At 64.9% G+C, this 16,176-nt stretch carries 23 protein-coding genes; 20 read left to right on the forward strand and 3 right to left on the reverse strand.

From position 1 onward, the window contains the following. The 13 genes from AVTE2539_RS19765 to AVTE2539_RS19825 all read left to right on the forward strand — a co-directional run. Positions 1-127: EF-Tu C-terminal domain-related protein (locus AVTE2539_RS19765; protein WP_456057495.1), on the forward strand; the 127-nt coding region annotated here is incomplete at its 5' end. Between the two features lie 24 nt (positions 128-151). Further along, positions 152-463, forward strand: a complete 312-nt coding sequence (gene rpsJ / locus AVTE2539_RS19770; protein WP_005796953.1) for a 30S ribosomal protein S10 — start codon at positions 152-154, stop codon at positions 461-463. 222 nt (positions 464-685) lie between these two features. Then, a complete protein-coding gene (gene rplC / locus AVTE2539_RS19775; RefSeq protein WP_272549647.1) occupies positions 686-1,357 on the forward strand; it encodes a 50S ribosomal protein L3 in 672 nt (223 codons plus the stop codon). Beyond that, positions 1,357-1,977: a 50S ribosomal protein L4 gene (gene rplD, locus AVTE2539_RS19780; RefSeq protein ID WP_092745107.1), complete on the forward strand. Its 621-nt coding sequence runs from the start codon at positions 1,357-1,359 to the stop codon at positions 1,975-1,977. Before rplC ends, rplD begins: the two co-directional genes overlap by 1 nt. Then, positions 1,974-2,288 carry a 50S ribosomal protein L23 gene (gene rplW, locus AVTE2539_RS19785; RefSeq protein WP_272549645.1) on the forward strand — a complete coding sequence of 105 codons (315 nt, stop codon included), beginning with the start codon at positions 1,974-1,976 and terminating at the stop codon, positions 2,286-2,288. Before rplD ends, rplW begins: the two co-directional genes overlap by 4 nt. A gap of 2 nt (positions 2,289-2,290) precedes the next feature. Further along, positions 2,291-3,115, forward strand: coding sequence for a 50S ribosomal protein L2 (rplB, locus tag AVTE2539_RS19790; protein WP_092745109.1), 825 nt, complete (start codon positions 2,291-2,293; stop codon positions 3,113-3,115). A 10-nt stretch (positions 3,116-3,125) separates the two neighbouring features. Then, positions 3,126-3,404, forward strand: a complete 279-nt coding sequence (gene rpsS, locus AVTE2539_RS19795) for a 30S ribosomal protein S19 (protein WP_272565826.1) — start codon at positions 3,126-3,128, stop codon at positions 3,402-3,404. Between the two features lie 9 nt (positions 3,405-3,413). Beyond that, positions 3,414-3,746 (forward strand): 50S ribosomal protein L22, encoded by a 333-nt coding sequence (rplV, locus tag AVTE2539_RS19800; RefSeq protein WP_005796970.1) that lies wholly within the window; start codon positions 3,414-3,416, stop codon positions 3,744-3,746. 16 nt (positions 3,747-3,762) lie between these two features. Further along, positions 3,763-4,647 carry a 30S ribosomal protein S3 gene (gene rpsC / locus AVTE2539_RS19805; RefSeq protein WP_272565825.1) on the forward strand — a complete coding sequence of 295 codons (885 nt, stop codon included), beginning with the start codon at positions 3,763-3,765 and terminating at the stop codon, positions 4,645-4,647. Positions 4,648-4,649: 2 nt separating this feature from the next. Next, positions 4,650-5,066: a 50S ribosomal protein L16 gene (gene rplP, locus AVTE2539_RS19810; RefSeq protein WP_056662458.1), complete on the forward strand. Its 417-nt coding sequence runs from the start codon at positions 4,650-4,652 to the stop codon at positions 5,064-5,066. Positions 5,067-5,082: 16 nt separating this feature from the next. Beyond that, entirely contained in the window at positions 5,083-5,280 is a 198-nt protein-coding gene (gene rpmC, locus AVTE2539_RS19815) for a 50S ribosomal protein L29 (RefSeq protein ID WP_272549639.1), read from the forward strand. A gap of 9 nt (positions 5,281-5,289) precedes the next feature. Next, a complete protein-coding gene (gene rpsQ, locus AVTE2539_RS19820; protein WP_092745113.1) occupies positions 5,290-5,559 on the forward strand; it encodes a 30S ribosomal protein S17 in 270 nt (89 codons plus the stop codon). Between the two features lie 131 nt (positions 5,560-5,690). After that, positions 5,691-6,197, forward strand: a complete 507-nt coding sequence (locus tag AVTE2539_RS19825) for a peroxiredoxin (protein WP_272565822.1) — start codon at positions 5,691-5,693, stop codon at positions 6,195-6,197. A 209-nt stretch (positions 6,198-6,406) separates the two neighbouring features. On the opposite strand, the gene AVTE2539_RS19830 is transcribed toward AVTE2539_RS19825, so the two are convergent. Further along, a complete protein-coding gene (locus AVTE2539_RS19830) occupies positions 6,407-6,898 on the reverse strand; it encodes a GNAT family N-acetyltransferase (protein ID WP_284394511.1) in 492 nt (163 codons plus the stop codon). A 105-nt stretch (positions 6,899-7,003) separates the two neighbouring features. Beyond that, entirely contained in the window at positions 7,004-7,507 is a 504-nt protein-coding gene (locus AVTE2539_RS19835; RefSeq protein ID WP_272565820.1) for a TlpA disulfide reductase family protein, read from the reverse strand. A gap of 250 nt (positions 7,508-7,757) precedes the next feature. Between AVTE2539_RS19835 and AVTE2539_RS19840 the strand changes: the two genes are divergently transcribed. The 4 genes from AVTE2539_RS19840 (at position 7,758) to ptsP (ending at position 10,927) form a co-directional block, all read left to right on the forward strand. Next, positions 7,758-8,303, forward strand: coding sequence for a hypothetical protein (locus AVTE2539_RS19840; RefSeq protein ID WP_284413271.1), 546 nt, complete (start codon positions 7,758-7,760; stop codon positions 8,301-8,303). A gap of 97 nt (positions 8,304-8,400) precedes the next feature. Next, complete coding sequence (locus tag AVTE2539_RS19845) at positions 8,401-8,856, forward strand: PTS sugar transporter subunit IIA (protein WP_284413273.1); 456 nt, start codon at positions 8,401-8,403, stop codon at positions 8,854-8,856. Then, entirely contained in the window at positions 8,825-9,094 is a 270-nt protein-coding gene (locus tag AVTE2539_RS19850; RefSeq protein WP_272549631.1) for an HPr family phosphocarrier protein, read from the forward strand. Before AVTE2539_RS19845 ends, AVTE2539_RS19850 begins: the two co-directional genes overlap by 32 nt. A gap of 78 nt (positions 9,095-9,172) precedes the next feature. Beyond that, positions 9,173-10,927, forward strand: coding sequence for a phosphoenolpyruvate--protein phosphotransferase (ptsP, locus tag AVTE2539_RS19855; protein ID WP_284413275.1), 1,755 nt, complete (start codon positions 9,173-9,175; stop codon positions 10,925-10,927). Between the two features lie 98 nt (positions 10,928-11,025). On the opposite strand, the gene AVTE2539_RS19860 is transcribed toward ptsP, so the two are convergent. Further along, complete coding sequence (locus tag AVTE2539_RS19860; protein ID WP_284413277.1) at positions 11,026-11,835, reverse strand: TorF family putative porin; 810 nt, start codon at positions 11,833-11,835, stop codon at positions 11,026-11,028. 312 nt (positions 11,836-12,147) lie between these two features. Between AVTE2539_RS19860 and kdpF the strand changes: the two genes are divergently transcribed. From kdpF to kdpB, 3 genes are read left to right on the forward strand one after another with little or no spacing between them, the layout of a single operon-like run. Then, on the forward strand, positions 12,148-12,246 hold the full coding sequence (gene kdpF, locus AVTE2539_RS19865) for a K(+)-transporting ATPase subunit F (protein WP_272565812.1): 99 nt from the start codon (positions 12,148-12,150) through the stop codon (positions 12,244-12,246). A gap of 1 nt (position 12,247) precedes the next feature. Then, entirely contained in the window at positions 12,248-14,062 is a 1,815-nt protein-coding gene (gene kdpA / locus AVTE2539_RS19870) for a potassium-transporting ATPase subunit KdpA (protein ID WP_284413279.1), read from the forward strand. A gap of 1 nt (position 14,063) precedes the next feature. Then, on the forward strand, positions 14,064-16,160 hold the full coding sequence (gene kdpB / locus AVTE2539_RS19875) for a potassium-transporting ATPase subunit KdpB (RefSeq protein ID WP_284394491.1): 2,097 nt from the start codon (positions 14,064-14,066) through the stop codon (positions 16,158-16,160). The last annotated feature ends 16 nt before the right edge of the window (positions 16,161-16,176 follow it).

Genomic DNA, 16,176 nt, shown 5'->3' on the forward strand with positions numbered 1-16,176 from the left:
CGGCGACAACGTGTCGATCACCGTCAAGCTGATCAACCCCATCGCCATGGAAGAAGGCCTGCGCTTCGCCATCCGTGAAGGCGGTCGCACCGTCGGCGCCGGCGTCGTGGCCAAGATCATTGCTTAAGCCCCAGGCACAAAGGAACTTGCCATGTCCAAGCAAAAAATCCGCATCCGCCTGAAGGCATTTGATTACAAGCTGATCGACCAGTCCGCTGCCGAGATCGTTGATACCGCCAAGCGCACCGGCGCCATCGTCAAGGGTCCCGTGCCCCTGCCGACGCGCATGAAGCGTTTCGACATCCTGCGTTCGCCGCACGTCAACAAGACCAGCCGCGACCAGCTCGAAATCCGCACGCACCAGCGCCTGATGGACATCGTCGATCCGACGGACAAGACGGTGGACGCGCTGATGAAGCTCGACCTGCCGGCTGGCGTAGACGTCGAAATCAAGCTGCAGTAAGTAAGCTGCCGGCTCCGGAGCGCGGCGGTTGCTGCGCACCAACACATAACGCGGACTTGCTTGCAAAAGCAGTCCGCGTTATACTTTGCGGCTTCGCCTTTTTTGCGCTTTGCGTGACGGTGGCGGAGTTTTATTAACCTTCTTTCGCGCACGGCGGTGCAAACGTTGTGCAAACGCTTTGGCCAATTGAAGTCGAGGCGGTGAAAGTTTTGGAGAAAATCAATGAGTCAAAGCAACTCCCAAGGGTTGCTGGGCCGCAAGGTGGGCATGATGCGTCTGTTCACCGATGACGGGGACGCAGTGCCCGTCACGGTGGTGGATGTGTCCAACAACCGCGTGACCCAGGTTAAAACCCAAGAGAACGATGGCTACGTGGCCTTGCAGGTCACGTTTGGTTCGCGCAAGGCATCGCGCGTGACCAAGCCCGCAGCGGGCCATCTGGCGAAGGCCGGCGTCGAAGCCGGTGAAGTGATCCGCGAATTCCGCGTGACCGCTGACGTCGCCGCCCAGTACGCCGTCGGTTCCACCGTCCCCGTGACGTTGTTCACCGTGGGCCAGAAGGTGGACGTGCAAGGCACTTCGATCGGCAAGGGCTACGCTGGCACGATCAAGCGCCACAACATGGCCTCGCAGCGCGCATCGCACGGTAACAGCCGTTCGCACAATGTGCCTGGCTCCATCGGTATGGCACAAGACCCCGGTCGCGTGTTCCCCGGTAAGCGCATGACCGGCCACCTGGGCGATGTCACCAAGACCACGCAAAACCTCGACGTCATCCGCATCGACGAAGCGCGTCAACTGCTCTTGATCAAGGGCGCCATTCCGGGCTCCAAGGGTGGGTTCGTGACGGTGCGTCCGGCAGTCAAGGCCAAAGCTTCCAAGGGAGCGAACTAATGCAGCTCGAACTCCTGAATGACCAAGGCCAGGCCGCATCGAAGTTCGATGCGCCCGAAACCGTGTTCGGTCGCGAATACAACGAAGATCTGGTTCACCAGATCGTGGTGGCTTACCAAGCCAATGCTCGCCAGGGCACGCGTGCTCAAAAAGACCGCGAGCAGGTCAAGCACTCCACCAAGAAGCCCTTCAAGCAAAAAGGCACCGGCCGCGCTCGCGCCGGTATGACCTCCTCGCCTCTGTGGCGTGGGGGCGGTCGCATCTTCCCGAATCTGCCTGAAGAAAACTTCACGCAGAAGATCAACAAGAAGATGTACCGCGCCGGCATGGCTGCGATCTTTTCGCAGCTGGCCCGTGAAGGCCGTCTGGCCGTGGTGGACTCGCTGACGCTGGAAAGCCCCAAGACCAAGGTGCTCGCCGACAAGTTCAAGGCGATGAACCTGCAGTCGGTGATGGTGATCGCCGACGAAGTGGACGAAAACCTGTACCTTGCTTCGCGCAATCTGAAGAACGTGTTCATCGTTGAACCCCGTTACGCAGACCCCGTGTCGCTGGTGCACTACAAGAAAGTGCTCGTCACCAAGGGCGCGATCGACAAACTCAAGGAGATGTTCGCATGAGCACGCCCAAGTTTGACGAAGGTCGTCTGATGCAAGTGCTGGTCGCTCCCATCGTGTCCGAAAAGGCCACCATGGTTGCCGAGAAGTCCAATGCTGTGACGTTCAAGGTGCTGCAGAACGCAACCAAGCCAGAAATCAAGGCCGCTGTGGAATTGATGTTCAAGGTCGAGGTCAAGGGCGTTTCTGTGGTGAACACCAAAGGCAAGGCCAAGCGTTTTGGCAAGACCATGGGCCGTCGCGACAACGTGCGCAAGGCTTATGTCACGCTGCAACCAGGTCAAGAGCTGAACCTGTCCGGGGAGGCCGCGTAATCATGGCCGTCATCAAAATGAAACCCACTTCGCCCGGCCAACGTGCCGTGGTGAAGGTTACCCGTGACCACCTGTACAAGGGTGAAGCGTATGCGCCGCTGCTGGAGCCTCAGTTCCAGAAGGCCGGCCGTAACAACAACGGTCACATCACGACCCGCCACAAGGGCGGCGGTCACAAGCACCACTACCGTGTGGTGGATTTCGTCCGCAACAAGGATGGCATCCCCGCAAAGGTCGAGCGCATTGAATACGATCCGAACCGTACGGCCCACATCGCTTTGGTGTGCTATGCCGACGGCGAGCGCCGTTACATCATTGCCCCCCGTGGTCTGGAAGTCGGCAGCACGCTCCTGAGCGGCTCCGAAGCCCCGATCCGCGCAGGTAACACTCTGCCGATCCGTAACATTCCCGTGGGTTCGACCATCCACTGCATCGAGCTCAAGCCCGGTGCCGGTGCACAGATCGCACGCTCGGCAGGTGCTTCTGCAACGCTGCTGGCCCGTGAAGGCACGTACGCCCAGGTGCGCATGCGCTCTGGCGAAGTGCGCAAGATCCACATCGAGTGCCGTGCAACCATCGGCGAAGTCGCCAACGAAGAGCACAGCCTGCGCCAACTCGGCAAGGCCGGTGTGAAGCGTTGGATGGGTATTCGCCCAACGGTTCGTGGCGTGGCCATGAACCCGGTGGATCACCCTCACGGTGGTGGCGAAGGCCGCACCGGCGAAGGCCGCCATGCAGTCGATCCTTGGGGCAATCTGACCAAGGGTTATCGCACCCGCAACAACAAGCGCACACAAGTGATGATTGTGTCGCGTCGCAAGAAGTAAGGGATAACAAATGACTCGCTCTCTCAAAAAGGGTCCGTTTGTTGACCACCACTTGATGGCAAAGGTCGAAAAGGCCATTGCGACCAAGGACAAGAAACCAGTCAAGACCTGGTCGCGTCGCTCCATGGTTCTGCCCGATTTCATCGGTCTGACCATTGCCGTGCACAACGGCAAGCAGCACGTACCGGTGTATGTCACCGACCAGATGGTGGGCCACAAGCTGGGCGAATTCGCCCTGACGCGCACCTTCAAGGGTCACCCCGCGGACAAGAAAGTCCAGAAGAAGTAAGGAACGACCATGTCTGAAACACGTGCAGTCCTCCGGGGCGTCCGTCTGTCGGTCGACAAGGGCCGTCTGGTCGCTGATCTGATCCGCGGCAAGAAGGTCGACCAGGCTCTGAACATCCTGACGTTCACGCAGAAAAAAGCTGCAGGAATCGTCAAGAAGGTGCTGGAGTCCGCCATCGCCAACGCTGAGCACAACGACGGCGCCGACATCGACGAACTGAAGGTCAAGACCATCTACGTCGAACAAGGCACCACGCTCAAGCGTTTCACCGCGCGCGCCAAAGGCCGCGGCAATCGCATCAGCAAGCCCACGTGCCATGTGTACGTGACGGTTGGCAACTGAAGGCCCGAGGAAGACTATGGGACAGAAAATCCATCCTACCGGCTTCCGCCTGGCGGTCAGCCGCAACTGGGCCAGCCGTTGGTACGCGAGCAACCGTGACTTCGCCGGCATGCTGGCCGAAGACATCAAGGTGCGCGAATACCTGAAGGCCAAGCTGAAGAACGCTGCCGTCTCGCGCATCCTGATCGAGCGCCCCGCCAAGAATGCCCGCATTACCATCTACTCGGCACGTCCGGGCGTGGTGATCGGCAAGAAGGGCGAAGACATCGAGAACCTGAAGAAGGAACTCGCTACGCGTCTGGGCGTGCCGGTCGCAGTGAACATCGAAGAAGTGCGCAAGCCCGAAATCGATGCCAAGCTGATCGCCGACAGCATCACGCAACAGCTGGAAAAGCGGATCATGTTCCGCCGCGCCATGAAGCGCGCCATGCAAAACGCCATGCGTCTGGGTGCCCAGGGCATCAAGATCATGTCGTCCGGCCGTCTGAACGGGATTGAAATCGCCCGTTGCGAGTGGTACCGCGAAGGTCGCGTGCCGCTTCACACCCTGCGCGCCGACATCGACTACGGCACGTCCGAAGCCAAGACCACCTACGGCGTCATCGGCGTCAAAGTCTGGGTCTACAAGGGCGATACGCTGGGCCGCAACGATCTGCCCGCAGTGGAAACACCGCGTCCAGAAGAAGAGCGTCGTCCCCGTGGCCCGCGTCGCGATGGCCGCCCAGGTGGCGATCGTCCGGGTGCAGGCCGTGGTGGTCCACGCCGTCCAGCCGGTGCCAATGCGGCACCTGCAGACGGTAGCGACAAGCCCGCCGGTGCCGGTGGCGCCGATAACACCGCCGTTAAGCGCGTTCGCAAGGTTGACGCGCCCGCTACAGCAGCGGACGGCAAAGGAGAATAAAGATGCTGCAACCCGCTCGCCGCAAGTACCGCAAAGAGCAGAAGGGCCGTAACACCGGCGTTGCCACCCGTGGCAATTCGGTGGCCTTCGGTGACTTCGGCCTGAAGTGCACGGACCGTGGTCGTCTGACGGCCCGCCAGATCGAGGCCGCACGCCGTGCGATCTCCCGTCACGTGAAGCGTGGCGGCCGTATCTGGATCCGCGTGTTCCCCGACAAGCCGATCTCTACCAAGCCCGCCGAAGTTCGGATGGGTAACGGTAAGGGCAACCCCGAGTATTACGTGGCTGAAATTCAGCCCGGCAAGGTGGTGTTCGAGATCGTCGGTGTGCCTGAAGAACTGGCCCGTGAAGCGTTCCGCCTGGCTGCTGCCAAGCTGCCGCTGCGCACCACGTTCGTTGCCCGTCAAATTGGCGCTTAAATTCAGGAGAATCGAAATGACGAAAGCTGCTGAACTGCGCCAAAAAGACGTCGCTGGCATCGAAACCGAAATCAAGTCCTTGCAAAAGGCCCACTTCGGTCTGCGCATGCAGAAGGCCACGCAACAACTGGCAAACACCAATACGCTGCGTATCACCCGTCGGGATATCGCTCGTGCCAAGACCATTCTTGCTGAAAAGCAAGCCGCCAAGTAAGGAGCCCACATGACGGAAGCTAAAAAATCCCTCAAGCGCACCTTGATTGGCAAGGTGGTCAGCGACAAGCGTACGAAGACCGTGACCGTGCTGGTTGAGCGCCGTGTGAAGCACGAGCTCTACGGCAAGATCGTGGCGAAATCCAGCAAGTACCACGCCCATGACGAAAAGGGCGAGTACAAGTTGGGTGACACCATCGAGATCACGGAAAGCCGTCCGATCTCCAAGACCAAGAACTGGGTTGCCACCCGTCTGGTCCAGAAGGCCGCACTGGTCTGATTGGCAGATCCTTACAAGCCTACGGGCTTGTTGGCTGCAAAGCCGCTCAAAACGACCCACAATGCTGGGTCGTTTTGTTTTTTGGGGCTCGCGTTCTGCAGGTCCCTCATTCCACACCCTAGGAGCCCAGCATGATCAAAGTCGGTGAAACCCTGCCTGCCATCACCTTGATGGAATATTCTGAAGTCGAAGGCGACGGTTGCAGCCTCGGTCCCAACCCTGTCGCAGTGGACCAGGCCACCACCGGCAAGACCATCGCGCTGTTTGCCGTGCCAGGTGCCTTCACGCCAACCTGTTCCGCCAAGCATGTTCCTGGGTATGTGGAGCAGGCCGAGGCCTTCAAGGCTGCGGGTGTGGACGAGATCTGGTGCCTGAGCGTGAATGACGCGTTCGTGATGGGCGCCTGGGCGCGCGATCAGAAGACCCAGGGCAAGGTGCGCATGCTGGCCGACGGCGATGCCGCTTTTGCCAAGGCCACGGGCCTGACGCTGGATCTGAACGGCAAGGGACTGGGCCTGCGCAGCAATCGGTATTCGATGCTGGTGAAAGATGGCAAGGTGGCATCGCTGAACATCGAGGCGCCCGGCAAGTTCGAAGTGAGCGACGCGGCAACGCTGTTGGCACAGGCCAAGGGCTGAACACAAAAGGTGCCGTTGGTTCGGGGACGGGAGAGGAAATTGCCCGTTCCGTGTCCAGCGCGATGCGGTTTGTTCGGTGAACTCATCGCATGGCGCTGGTGATGGCAGGACGGTCCCCGGAGTCGATACGGACCGTTGTTCCAAGCACCACGTTCGGTATGGCGGCGAAGGTGCCGGGATGCTCCGCCCCTTCACGCGCTCGCTGTGCCTTAATCGATATCCGCCTTGAGGTAGTGCGACCCTGCAATGGGGTTGTGATAGTAGGGCGGGATTTCTTCGAAGCCCAGGTCGGCATACAGCGCACGAGCCGATTCCATGCCATCAAGCGTGTCGAGCAGCACGCAGGCATATCCCGCTTGCCGCGCCGCATCGAGAATGGCCTCTGCCAGTTGCCGGCCGAGGCCGAAGCCGCGGAATGCCTTGCGCACATACAGGCGCTTCATTTCGCTGGCGTTGGGGTAATCGGCGTTGTCCATGGGGCGCAGCGCACAGCAGCCCGCGATGGCACCGTCCACTTCAGCCAGCAGGATCTGGCCGCGCGGCGGTGCATAGTCCGCCGGCAGGGTGGCCAGTTCGGCCTCGAAGTTCTGGAAATACAGGTCGATGCCCAAGCTGTCGGCATATTCCCGGAAGATGTCGCGCACAGCGTCCATCTCGGCAGGAAGGGTCGGCGTCAGCAGGGCCACGGAAGGCTGGTCCACAGGCGGTTGCTAGGAACGAAGGAACTGCCAGTGTAGCGGGCTCTGCCTGACCCATTCAATCGACGGCTGGTCGCGGATGGGTGCGGCAACCGTGTGGGGCGGGAATCAGGTCTCTGCCAGCAGGCGCTCGATGAGCCGATGGAGTTCGGGGAAGTCGGGAGCCCCGACATAGGTCTTGACGATCTCGCCGCGCTTGTTGACGATGAAGGTGGACGGGGTGAGCTTGACGTCGCCCCAGGCCTGGGCCACCGCGCCCGTGTTGTCGATGGCAACCTTGAACGGCAGTTGGCGGGTTTCGGCGAAATTCACCACATAGCTCGGTGGGTCGTAGCTCATGGCGACGGCCAAGGTGTCGAAGCCCTGTGCCCGGTACTTCTGGTAGGTTGCCACGACCTCGGGCATCTCGGCCACGCAGGTGACGCAACTGGTGGCCCAGAAGTTGACCAGGGTGACTTGGCCGTGCAAATCGGCGGTGGTCTTCTTGGAGCCGTCCAGCAGCACAAAGGTCGACTGCGGTGCCTGGGACGTGCCGGCGCCCAGGAACACGAAGGCGCCGATGCCTGCGAATGCCGCCACTGCCGCGGCGCCCAACCAATGCTTGATGCCCATTGCGCTCTTTCCACCTGTGCCTGCACGGTGCGTGCAGTTGTCTGTCGACATTTTGCCGGACGGCCCGGATCTTCGGGGTGATGGAGCGCAAGGCCCTTCGAAAGTTCGCTGATCCTGCGAAGCCGAAGTCCCGGGTTAACTTGGAGGGACCAGCGCCCCACCCACGGCAGGCGGGGCGGCCGAGCGCTCGGATGCCAGAGGCACGGACAATCCACGACCGGCCCATTGCGGCTCTCCGGATAATGCACGGATGCATCGCTCCATCGCTCTCGCCACCGCACTGACCCTGTGCTTGGCCGGCTGCAGCCCCGCGCTGAACTGGCGCAGCGTGCCACTGGAAAGCGCCGGCCTCACGGTGCTGCTGCCTTGCAAGCCGGATCACGCCACACGGCCGGTGGATCTGGGTGGGCGGCCCGCGGATCTGGCCATGGTGGGCTGCGAGGCCGATGGCGCGACGTTTGCCGTTTCGCACATGGTGGTCGAAGACCCCTCGCAGGCGGGCGCTGTCCTCGCGCAGTGGCGGGCGGCAGTGCTGGCACGCATGCAGGCGCCGGCGGCAGGGGATGCCGAGGCCGGTGCTGTTGCCTTCGTGCCGGCCGGTGCCTTGGCCCTGCCGCAGTCGGTGCGGCTGCAAGCCCAGGGGCGGCGCAGCGACGGCGATACAGTGACCGCGCAAGCCGCCTGGTTTGCCCGCATGGAAGGGCGGCAGGCGCGTCTGTACCACGCAGTGGTCTATACGGCCGCCCCGCGCATGGCGGTCGCGGACACGTTCTTTGCCGGACTGGCGCTGCCATGATCGGGGTCGCCTCTCCTTCCTCAGGCCTTGCGCGCGGGCTGCGAATGCCCATCGAGGGCTGCACGCGGCGCCATAATGCGGTTCACTCCATTGCCCCATGAGCAGCACGCGCATCCTCATCATCGCCCACTCCCCGCTGGCCCATGCGCTGCGCGAGTGCGCTCTCCATGTGTTTCCCGACTGTGGCGAGGAGGTGTTCGCGTTCGACGTGCATCCCCACACGCCGCCCGAAGAGACCCTGGCCACCGCCCGCATCCTGCTGGCTTCGCACGACGGCGATTCGCCCACGCTGGTGCTGACCGACGTGTTCGGCGCCACGCCGTGTAACGTTGCACAGCGCTTGGTGGATGGCGAGCATTCGCGGCTGGTCACCGGCGTGAATCTGCCCATGCTGCTGCGCACCGTGAGCTACCGGCACGAACCGCTGGAGGCGCTCGTTTCGCGCGCGGTGGTCGGCGGCACCCAGGGCGTGATGCAGGTGGCGATCTCGGCCCCGCAGAACCAGATACGACGTTCCCACCATGATCAAGACGACCATCACCATCAGCAATAAGCTGGGCCTGCACGCCCGGGCGTCCGCCAAGCTCACGAAGCTGGCAGGCAGTTTTCCGTGCGATGTCTGGCTGGCCAAGGGCGAGCGGCGCATCAATGCCAAAAGCATCATGGGCGTCATGATGCTGGCCGCCGGGCTGGGCTCGACGGTCGAATTGGAGACCAACGGCGCGCAGGAACAGGAAGCCATGGATGCGCTTCGGGCCCTGATCGACGGCAAGTTCGGCGAAGGGGAGTGATGTGCGGCCCGCGCTGATCGCTTGCCGCGCCGCCTGCCAGCCTGCGCGCGCCGCGGGCAGGCCAGGAGCGCCAGCGCCATGACGTTCGCCGTCCACGGTCTGGCGGTCGCTCGCGGCATCGCCATCGGGCGCGCCGTGCTGGTCGCGTCGAGCCGCGTGGACGTGGCGCACTATTTCATCGACGCGGACCAGGTCGGCGCGGAGATCGTGCGCGTGCGCAACGGCCGCAACGCCGTGGTGGAGGAGCTGCAGCGCCTGCAGGCCGAGATGCCGCACGATGCGCCCCCCGAACTGGCAGCGCTGCTCGACGTGCACATGATGCTGCTGCAGGACGAGGCGCTGGTGAGCGGCGTCAAGCACTGGATCACCGACCGCCTCTACAACGCCGAATGGGCGCTGACCACCCAGCTGGAGGTCATCGCGCGCCAGTTCGACGAGATGGAGGACGAGTACCTGCGCGAGCGCAAGGCCGACCTGGAGCAGGTGGTGGAACGCGTCCTGCGCCACATGAAAGGCGTGGCCAGCCCGGTGGCGCCGCCGCCCAGCAGCCCGCGCCGCAGCAACCAGCAGGACCTGCTGCTGGACGACACGGTGGACGTGCCCCTCGTGCTGGTGGCCCACGACCTGTCGCCGGCCGACATGCTGCAGTTCAAGAAGAGCGTGTTCGCCGGTTTCGTGACGGACGTGGGCGGCAAGACCTCGCACACGGCCATCGTGGCGCGCAGCATGGACATCCCCGCGGTGGTGGGCGCGCGGGCCGCCAGCCAGCTGGTGCGGCAGGACGACTGGGTCATCATCGACGGCGATGCCGGCGTGATGATCGTGGACCCGTCGCCCATCATCCTGGCCGAATACGGGTTCCGCCAGCGCCAGACCACGCTGGAGCGCGAGCGCCTGTCGCGCCTGCGCCATACGCCGGCGGTCACGCTGGATGGGCAGAAGATCGAGCTGCTGGCCAACATCGAGCAGCCTGCCGACGCGGCCGCTGCGCTGCGCGGCGGCGCTGCGGGCGTGGGCCTGTTCCGCAGCGAATTCATGTTCATGGGGCGCAACGGCCACCTGCCGGGCGAGGAAGAGCAGTACCAGGCCTACCGCGAGGCGGTGCAGGGCATGAACGGCATGCCCGTCACGCTGCGCACCATCGACGTGGGGGCCGACAAGCCGCTCGACAAGGGCTACAAGGACAGCTACCTGAACCCCGCGCTCGGCCTTCGCGCCATCCGCTGGAGCCTGGCCGATCCAGCCATGTTCCGCACGCAGCTGCGCGCTGTGCTGCGCGCGGCCGTGCATGGCCCGGTGAACCTGCTGTTCCCGATGCTCGCGCACGTGAGCGAGATCCAGCAGACCCTGGCCCAGGTGGAGATGGCCCGCGCCGAGCTGGATGCGCGCGGCGTGGCGCATGGGCCGGTGCAACTGGGGGCGATGATCGAGGTGCCGGCCGCCGCGCTCATGGTGCGCAGCTTCCTGAAGTATTTCGACTTCCTGTCGATCGGCACCAACGACCTGATCCAGTACACCCTGGCCATCGACCGCGCCGACGAGGCCGTGGCCCACCTCTACGACCCCCTGCACCCCGCCGTGCTGCAGCTGGTGGCCCAGGTGATTGCCGAGGGCGAGCGGCAGGGCAAGAGCGTGTGCGTGTGCGGCGAGACGGCAGGCGACGTCTCCATGACGCGGTTGCTGCTGGGCCTGGGCCTGCGCAGCTTTTCCATGCATCCGGCGCAGATCCTCGCGGTCAAGCAGGAGGTGCTGCGCGCCGACACCCGCAAGCTCGGGCCGTGGGCGCAGGGCGTGCTCGCCTCGGACGACCCGGCCACGCTGCTGGCCGAATAGATTGCTATAAATTTAATAGCTAAAGAGGCAATGAATCTCCTGGCATCGGGCCTGTTTGACCGGATGCCGCTGCGCCAGCCTTGCCGGCGGCGCTCCCGTCAGAAAACCTGGGCCAGCGTGACGATGAGGCGCCCTTTGTTGGGCGAGTAGCGCGCGGCATCCGCTGCCGGGCCGGTGGCGGCCGCATAGGCGGCCTGCCGGTTGGCCCCCTGCAATGCCCCGGTGAGCGAGAGCCCGCCGCCGAAGTCGTAGGCCGCACCGACCTGGTAATCGACGTAGCTGGGCCATCCCAGGCGGCGGATGTCTCCGGCCATTCGCGTATAGCCGATGGCGGCCTTCAAGCTGAGCTGCGGGCCCAGTGCGCGGCTGTACGCCAGGTTCACATAGCCCGTGTTGCGCCCCGACAGGCCCGAGCCCACCCGGGCGCCCGCATAGCCGAAATAGTCGTCCGACACCGTGTGCGAGTACTTGAGCGTGAACGTGCCCAGGGCCTCGTCGGCATGGGTGGCGCTGGCATACAGCTCGGTGGTGTTGCCGCTGCGGTTGCCGGGGTAGAGGTAGGCGAGGGCGCCCACGTCGAGATCGGTGGCACCGGCTTTCCATTTGTAGCCGCCGTAGAGGTCGCTCTCCAGGTGGTTGCCGCGCAGCCAGTTCACGCTGGCGTTCCAGTTGCCCACGTACCAGCCACTGTCACCGAAGGCGTAGTCGACTCCGCCCTGCACCGCCGGCTTGAAGGCGCCGGTCTTGGCGAACTGGTTCGAACGGAGCATGTCCTGGTCCTGCCCGCGGAACTTGTAGTTCGAGGTGAGGGCGAGGTTGCCCGTGAACTGGGCGTGGGCCAGCAGCGGCAGGGCCGCGCACAGGGCAGCGGCCAGGGGAAGGGCTCGGAAAACGGGGAAAGGGGTCATGGCGTCACGCGGTCGTTGGAAAAGCGCAAAGCGTAGGCAGACACCCGTAAAAACGGTGTCAAAAGCATGGCGCCGCCCATCAAGAATCGGTAACGGCACCCCGCCGCCGTGCATTTTTACGGCGCGTTTACGCCCCGTGCCCCAGTCTGTGCACCCTTTTTACGGGCGCCTTCCGAGAATCGATTCCATCGTTTTGATGCAGGAGTCAGAGATGGACATCGTGTGGATTGCAGCGCTCGTGGCGCTGTGGGTGGCCATGGCGGAGGCCGTGGTGCTGCTGGGCCGGTTCGACGGCCCCAAGGGAGCATCGCGGTGATCGCGCTCGACGTGCTCTACGGCTTCGGCGCCATCGTGGCCGTCGTCCTGTTCGCGTACCTGGTGTTCGCGCTCATCTGCGCCGAGGAGTTCTGACATGGACGCGTCCGCCTGGGGCCTGTTGGCCCTGTTCCTTCTCGTGCTCCTCGTGCTGGCCTTGCCCCTAGGCCGATGGTTGGCCGCAGTCTGCGATGGCCGGCTGCCGCAGTGGATGCACCGCGCCGAGTCACCGCTGTACCGCGTGGCCGGCGTGCGGCCCGAAGAGAGCATGCACTGGCGCCACTATGCGCTGGCCTTGCTGGCGTTCAATGCCATCGGTGCCGTGGTCGTGTACGGCTTGCAGCGCCTGCAGGCCTGGCTGCCGCTCAACCCGCAGGGCATGGCCGCCGTGTCGCCCGACTCGGCTTTCAACACCGCGGTGAGCTTCGTCTCCAACACCAACTGGCAGGGCTATGCGGGCGAGGGCACCATGGGCTATCTGACGCAGATGCTGGGGCTGTCGGTACAGAACTTCCTGTCGGCGGCCACGGGCATCGCCGTGGCGTTCGCATTGGCCCGGGGCTTTGCCGCGCGCCGCACCGACGGCCAGGGGCTGGTGGGCAACTTCTGGGCCGACATGGTGCGCATCAACGCCTGGGTGCTGGTGCCGGTGTCTCTGGTGATCGCCGTGTTTCTGGTGGGGCAGGGCGTGATCCAGAACTTCTCGCCGTCCCGGGACGTCGCCACGCTGGAGGCCACGGCCTACCAGAACCCGAAGCTGACGGCCGACGGGCAGCCCGTGAAAGACGCGGCCGGCAATCCGGTGACGGAGAGCGCGAGCACCGCCACGCAAACGCTGGCCATGGGGCCGGTGGCGTCGCAGGAGGCCATCAAGATGCTGGGCACCAATGGCGGTGGCTTCTTCAATGCCAACTCGGCCCATCCGTACGAGAACCCCACGCCGCTGACCAACTTCGTGCAGATGCTGGCGATCTTCCTGATCCCCGCCGCGCTGTGCTTCACGTTCGGCCGGGTGGTGGGCGATCCGCGCCAGGGCCTGGCGATCCTGGCGGCCATGACGGTGATGTTCGCCGTGGCGGTGGCCGTGGTCATTCCCGCCGAGCAGGCCGGCAACCCGCGCATCGCCGCGCTGGGGGTGGACCAGGCGGCGACAGCGCTGCAGTCCGGCGGCAACATGGAGGGCAAGGAGGTCCGCTTCGGCATCACCGCGTCGGCACTCTTCGCCGCCGTGACGACGGCCGCCTCGTGCGGCGCGGTGAACGCGATGCACGACTCGTTCACCCCGCTGGGCGGGCTGGTGCCGATGGTGCTGATGCAGCTGGGCGAAGTGGTCTTCGGCGGCGTGGGCACGGGCCTGTACGGCATGCTGGTGTTCGCCATCCTCGCGGTGTTCATGGCGGGGCTGATGATCGGCCGCACGCCGGAGTACCTGGGCAAGAAGATCGAAGTGCGCGAGATGAAGCTCACCTCGGTGGCCATCCTGGTCACACCGATCCTGGTGCTGGTGGGCGCCGCCGTGGCGGTGATCGCGCAGGCCGGCCAGGCCGGCATCGCCAACCCGGGCGCCCATGGCTTTTCCGAGATCCTCTACGCCCTCACGTCGGCGGGCAACAACAACGGCAGCGCCTTCGCGGGCCTGTCGGCCAACACGCCGTTCTACAACGTGCTGCTGGGGCTGGCCATGTGGTTCGGTCGCTTTGGCGTGATCGTGCCGGTGCTGGCCATCGCGGGCTCGCTCGCCGCCAAGAAGCGGCTGCCCGCCACCGCCGGCACGCTGCCCACGCACGGGCCGCTGTTCGTGGCCCTGCTGATCGCCACCGTGCTGCTGGTGGGCTTGCTCAATTACGTTCCGTCCCTGGCGCTGGGCCCCGTCGTGGAACACCTGATGCTGTGGACTCCAGTGAGGCCCTGACATGACAACCCCCAAGACATCCCTTTCCCTTTCGCTGTTCGATGCGGCGCTGGTCAAGCCCGCGCTGTGGCAATCGTTCGCCAAGCTCGATCCCCGCGTGCAGTGGCGCAACCCGGTGATGTTCATCGTGTTCATCGGCAGCCTGTTCACCACGCTGCTCTGGCTGCATGCACTCACGGTGCCCCAGGACACGGGCATGCGCCCGGCCTTCGTGCTGGCGATCGCCGTCTGGCTGTGGTTCACCGTGCTGTTTGCCAACTTCGCGGAGGCGCTGGCGGAGGGCCGCAGCAAGGCGCAGGCCGCATCGCTGCGCGGCCTGCGCAAGGACACCTGGGCCAAGAAGCTCGCCGAGCCGCGCCATGGCGCGACCTTCCTGCCCGAGCAGGCCACCAACCTGCGCCGCGGCGACGTGGTGCAGGTGGATGCGGGCGACGTGATTCCGCTGGACGGCGAAGTGATCGAAGGCGTCGCATCGGTGGACGAGAGCGCCATCACCGGCGAGTCGGCCCCGGTGGTGCGTGAATCGGGCGGGGACTTCTCGGCCGTCACGGGCGGCACCCGCGTGCTGTCGGACTGGCTGGTGGTTCGCGTGACGGTGAACCCCGGTGAGTCGTTCCTGGACCGCATGATCGGCATGGTCGAGGCCGCCAAGCGCCAGAAGACGCCCAACGAGGTGGCGCTCACCATCCTGCTGGTGGCGCTCACCATCGTGTTCCTCGTGGTCACCGTGACACTGCTGCCGTTCTCGATCTTCAGCGTGGGTGCGTCGGGAGCGGGCACCGTCGTGTCGCTCACCGCGCTCGTGGCGCTCCTCGTGTGCCTGATTCCCACCACCATCGGCGGCCTGCTGTCGGCCGTGGGCGTGGCGGGCATGAGCCGCATGATGCAGGCCAACGTGATCGCCACCTCCGGACGCGCGGTGGAGGCCGCGGGCGACGTGGATGTGCTGCTGCTGGACAAGACCGGCACCATCACGCACGGCAACCGCCAGGCGAGCGCGTTCCTGCCCGCTCCGGGCACCCCCAAGGAGCGCCTGGCCCGTGCCGCCATGCTGGCGTCGCTGGCCGATGAAACGCCCGAGGGCCGCAGCATCGTCGAGCTGGCGCGCCGCAGCGGCGTGCCCGACGAGGCCGCTGCGCCCGGCGTGCGCCTGGTGCCTTTCACGGCGCAGACGCGCATGAGCGGCGTGGACCTACCCGCCACGGCCGGCGCGCCCGAGGTGGCGTTGCGCAAGGGCGCGGTGCAGGCCATGGTGCGCCACATCCAGGCGCTGGGCGGCAGCGTGCCGGCCGAAGTGGTGCGCGCGGCCGACGACGTGGCGCGGCGCGGCAGCACGCCCCTGGCGGTGGCCGAGGGCGCCCAGGTGCTGGGCATCGTCGAGCTCAAGGACATCGTCAAGACCGGCATCAAGGAGCGCTTCGCCGAACTGCGGCGCATGGGCATCAAGACGGTGATGATCACGGGCGACAACAAGCTGACCGCCGCAGCCATCGCCGCCGAGGCGGGGGTGGACGACTTCCTGGCCGAGGCCACGCCCGAGGACAAGCTGGCGCTGATCCGCCAGTACCAGGCCGAGGGCCGCCTGGTGGCCATGACCGGCGACGGCACCAACGATGCACCGGCACTGGCCCAGGCCGACGTGGCCGTGGCCATGGGCAGCGGCACGCAGGCCGCCAAGGAGGCCGGCAACATGGTGGACCTGGACTCCAACCCCACCAAGCTGCTGGAGGTGGTGGAGACCGGCAAGGCGCTGCTGATGACGCGCGGTTCGCTCACCACGTTCTCCATCGCCAACGACGTGGCCAAGTATTTCGCCATCATCCCGGCGATCTTCGTGTCCACCTACCCGCAACTGGCCGCGCTCAACGTGATGCGGCTGGCGAGCCCCTCCTCGGCCATTTTGTCGGCGGTGGTGTTCAACGCGCTGGTGATCGTGTTCCTGATCCCGCTGGCGCTCAAGGGCGTGCGCTATCGCCCGGTGGGCGCCGCCGCACTGCTGCGCCGCAACCTGGCGATCTATGGCCTGGGCGGGCTGGTGGTGCCGTTCATCGGCATCAAGCTCATCGACTGGGTGCTGGTGGCCGTGGGCCTCGTTTGAACTGTGCAAGAAAGCA

Origin of the sequence: Acidovorax sp. SUPP2539, from assembly GCF_030158975.1 — a bacterium.
In the GTDB taxonomy this organism is placed as follows: domain Bacteria; phylum Pseudomonadota; class Gammaproteobacteria; order Burkholderiales; family Burkholderiaceae_C; genus Paracidovorax.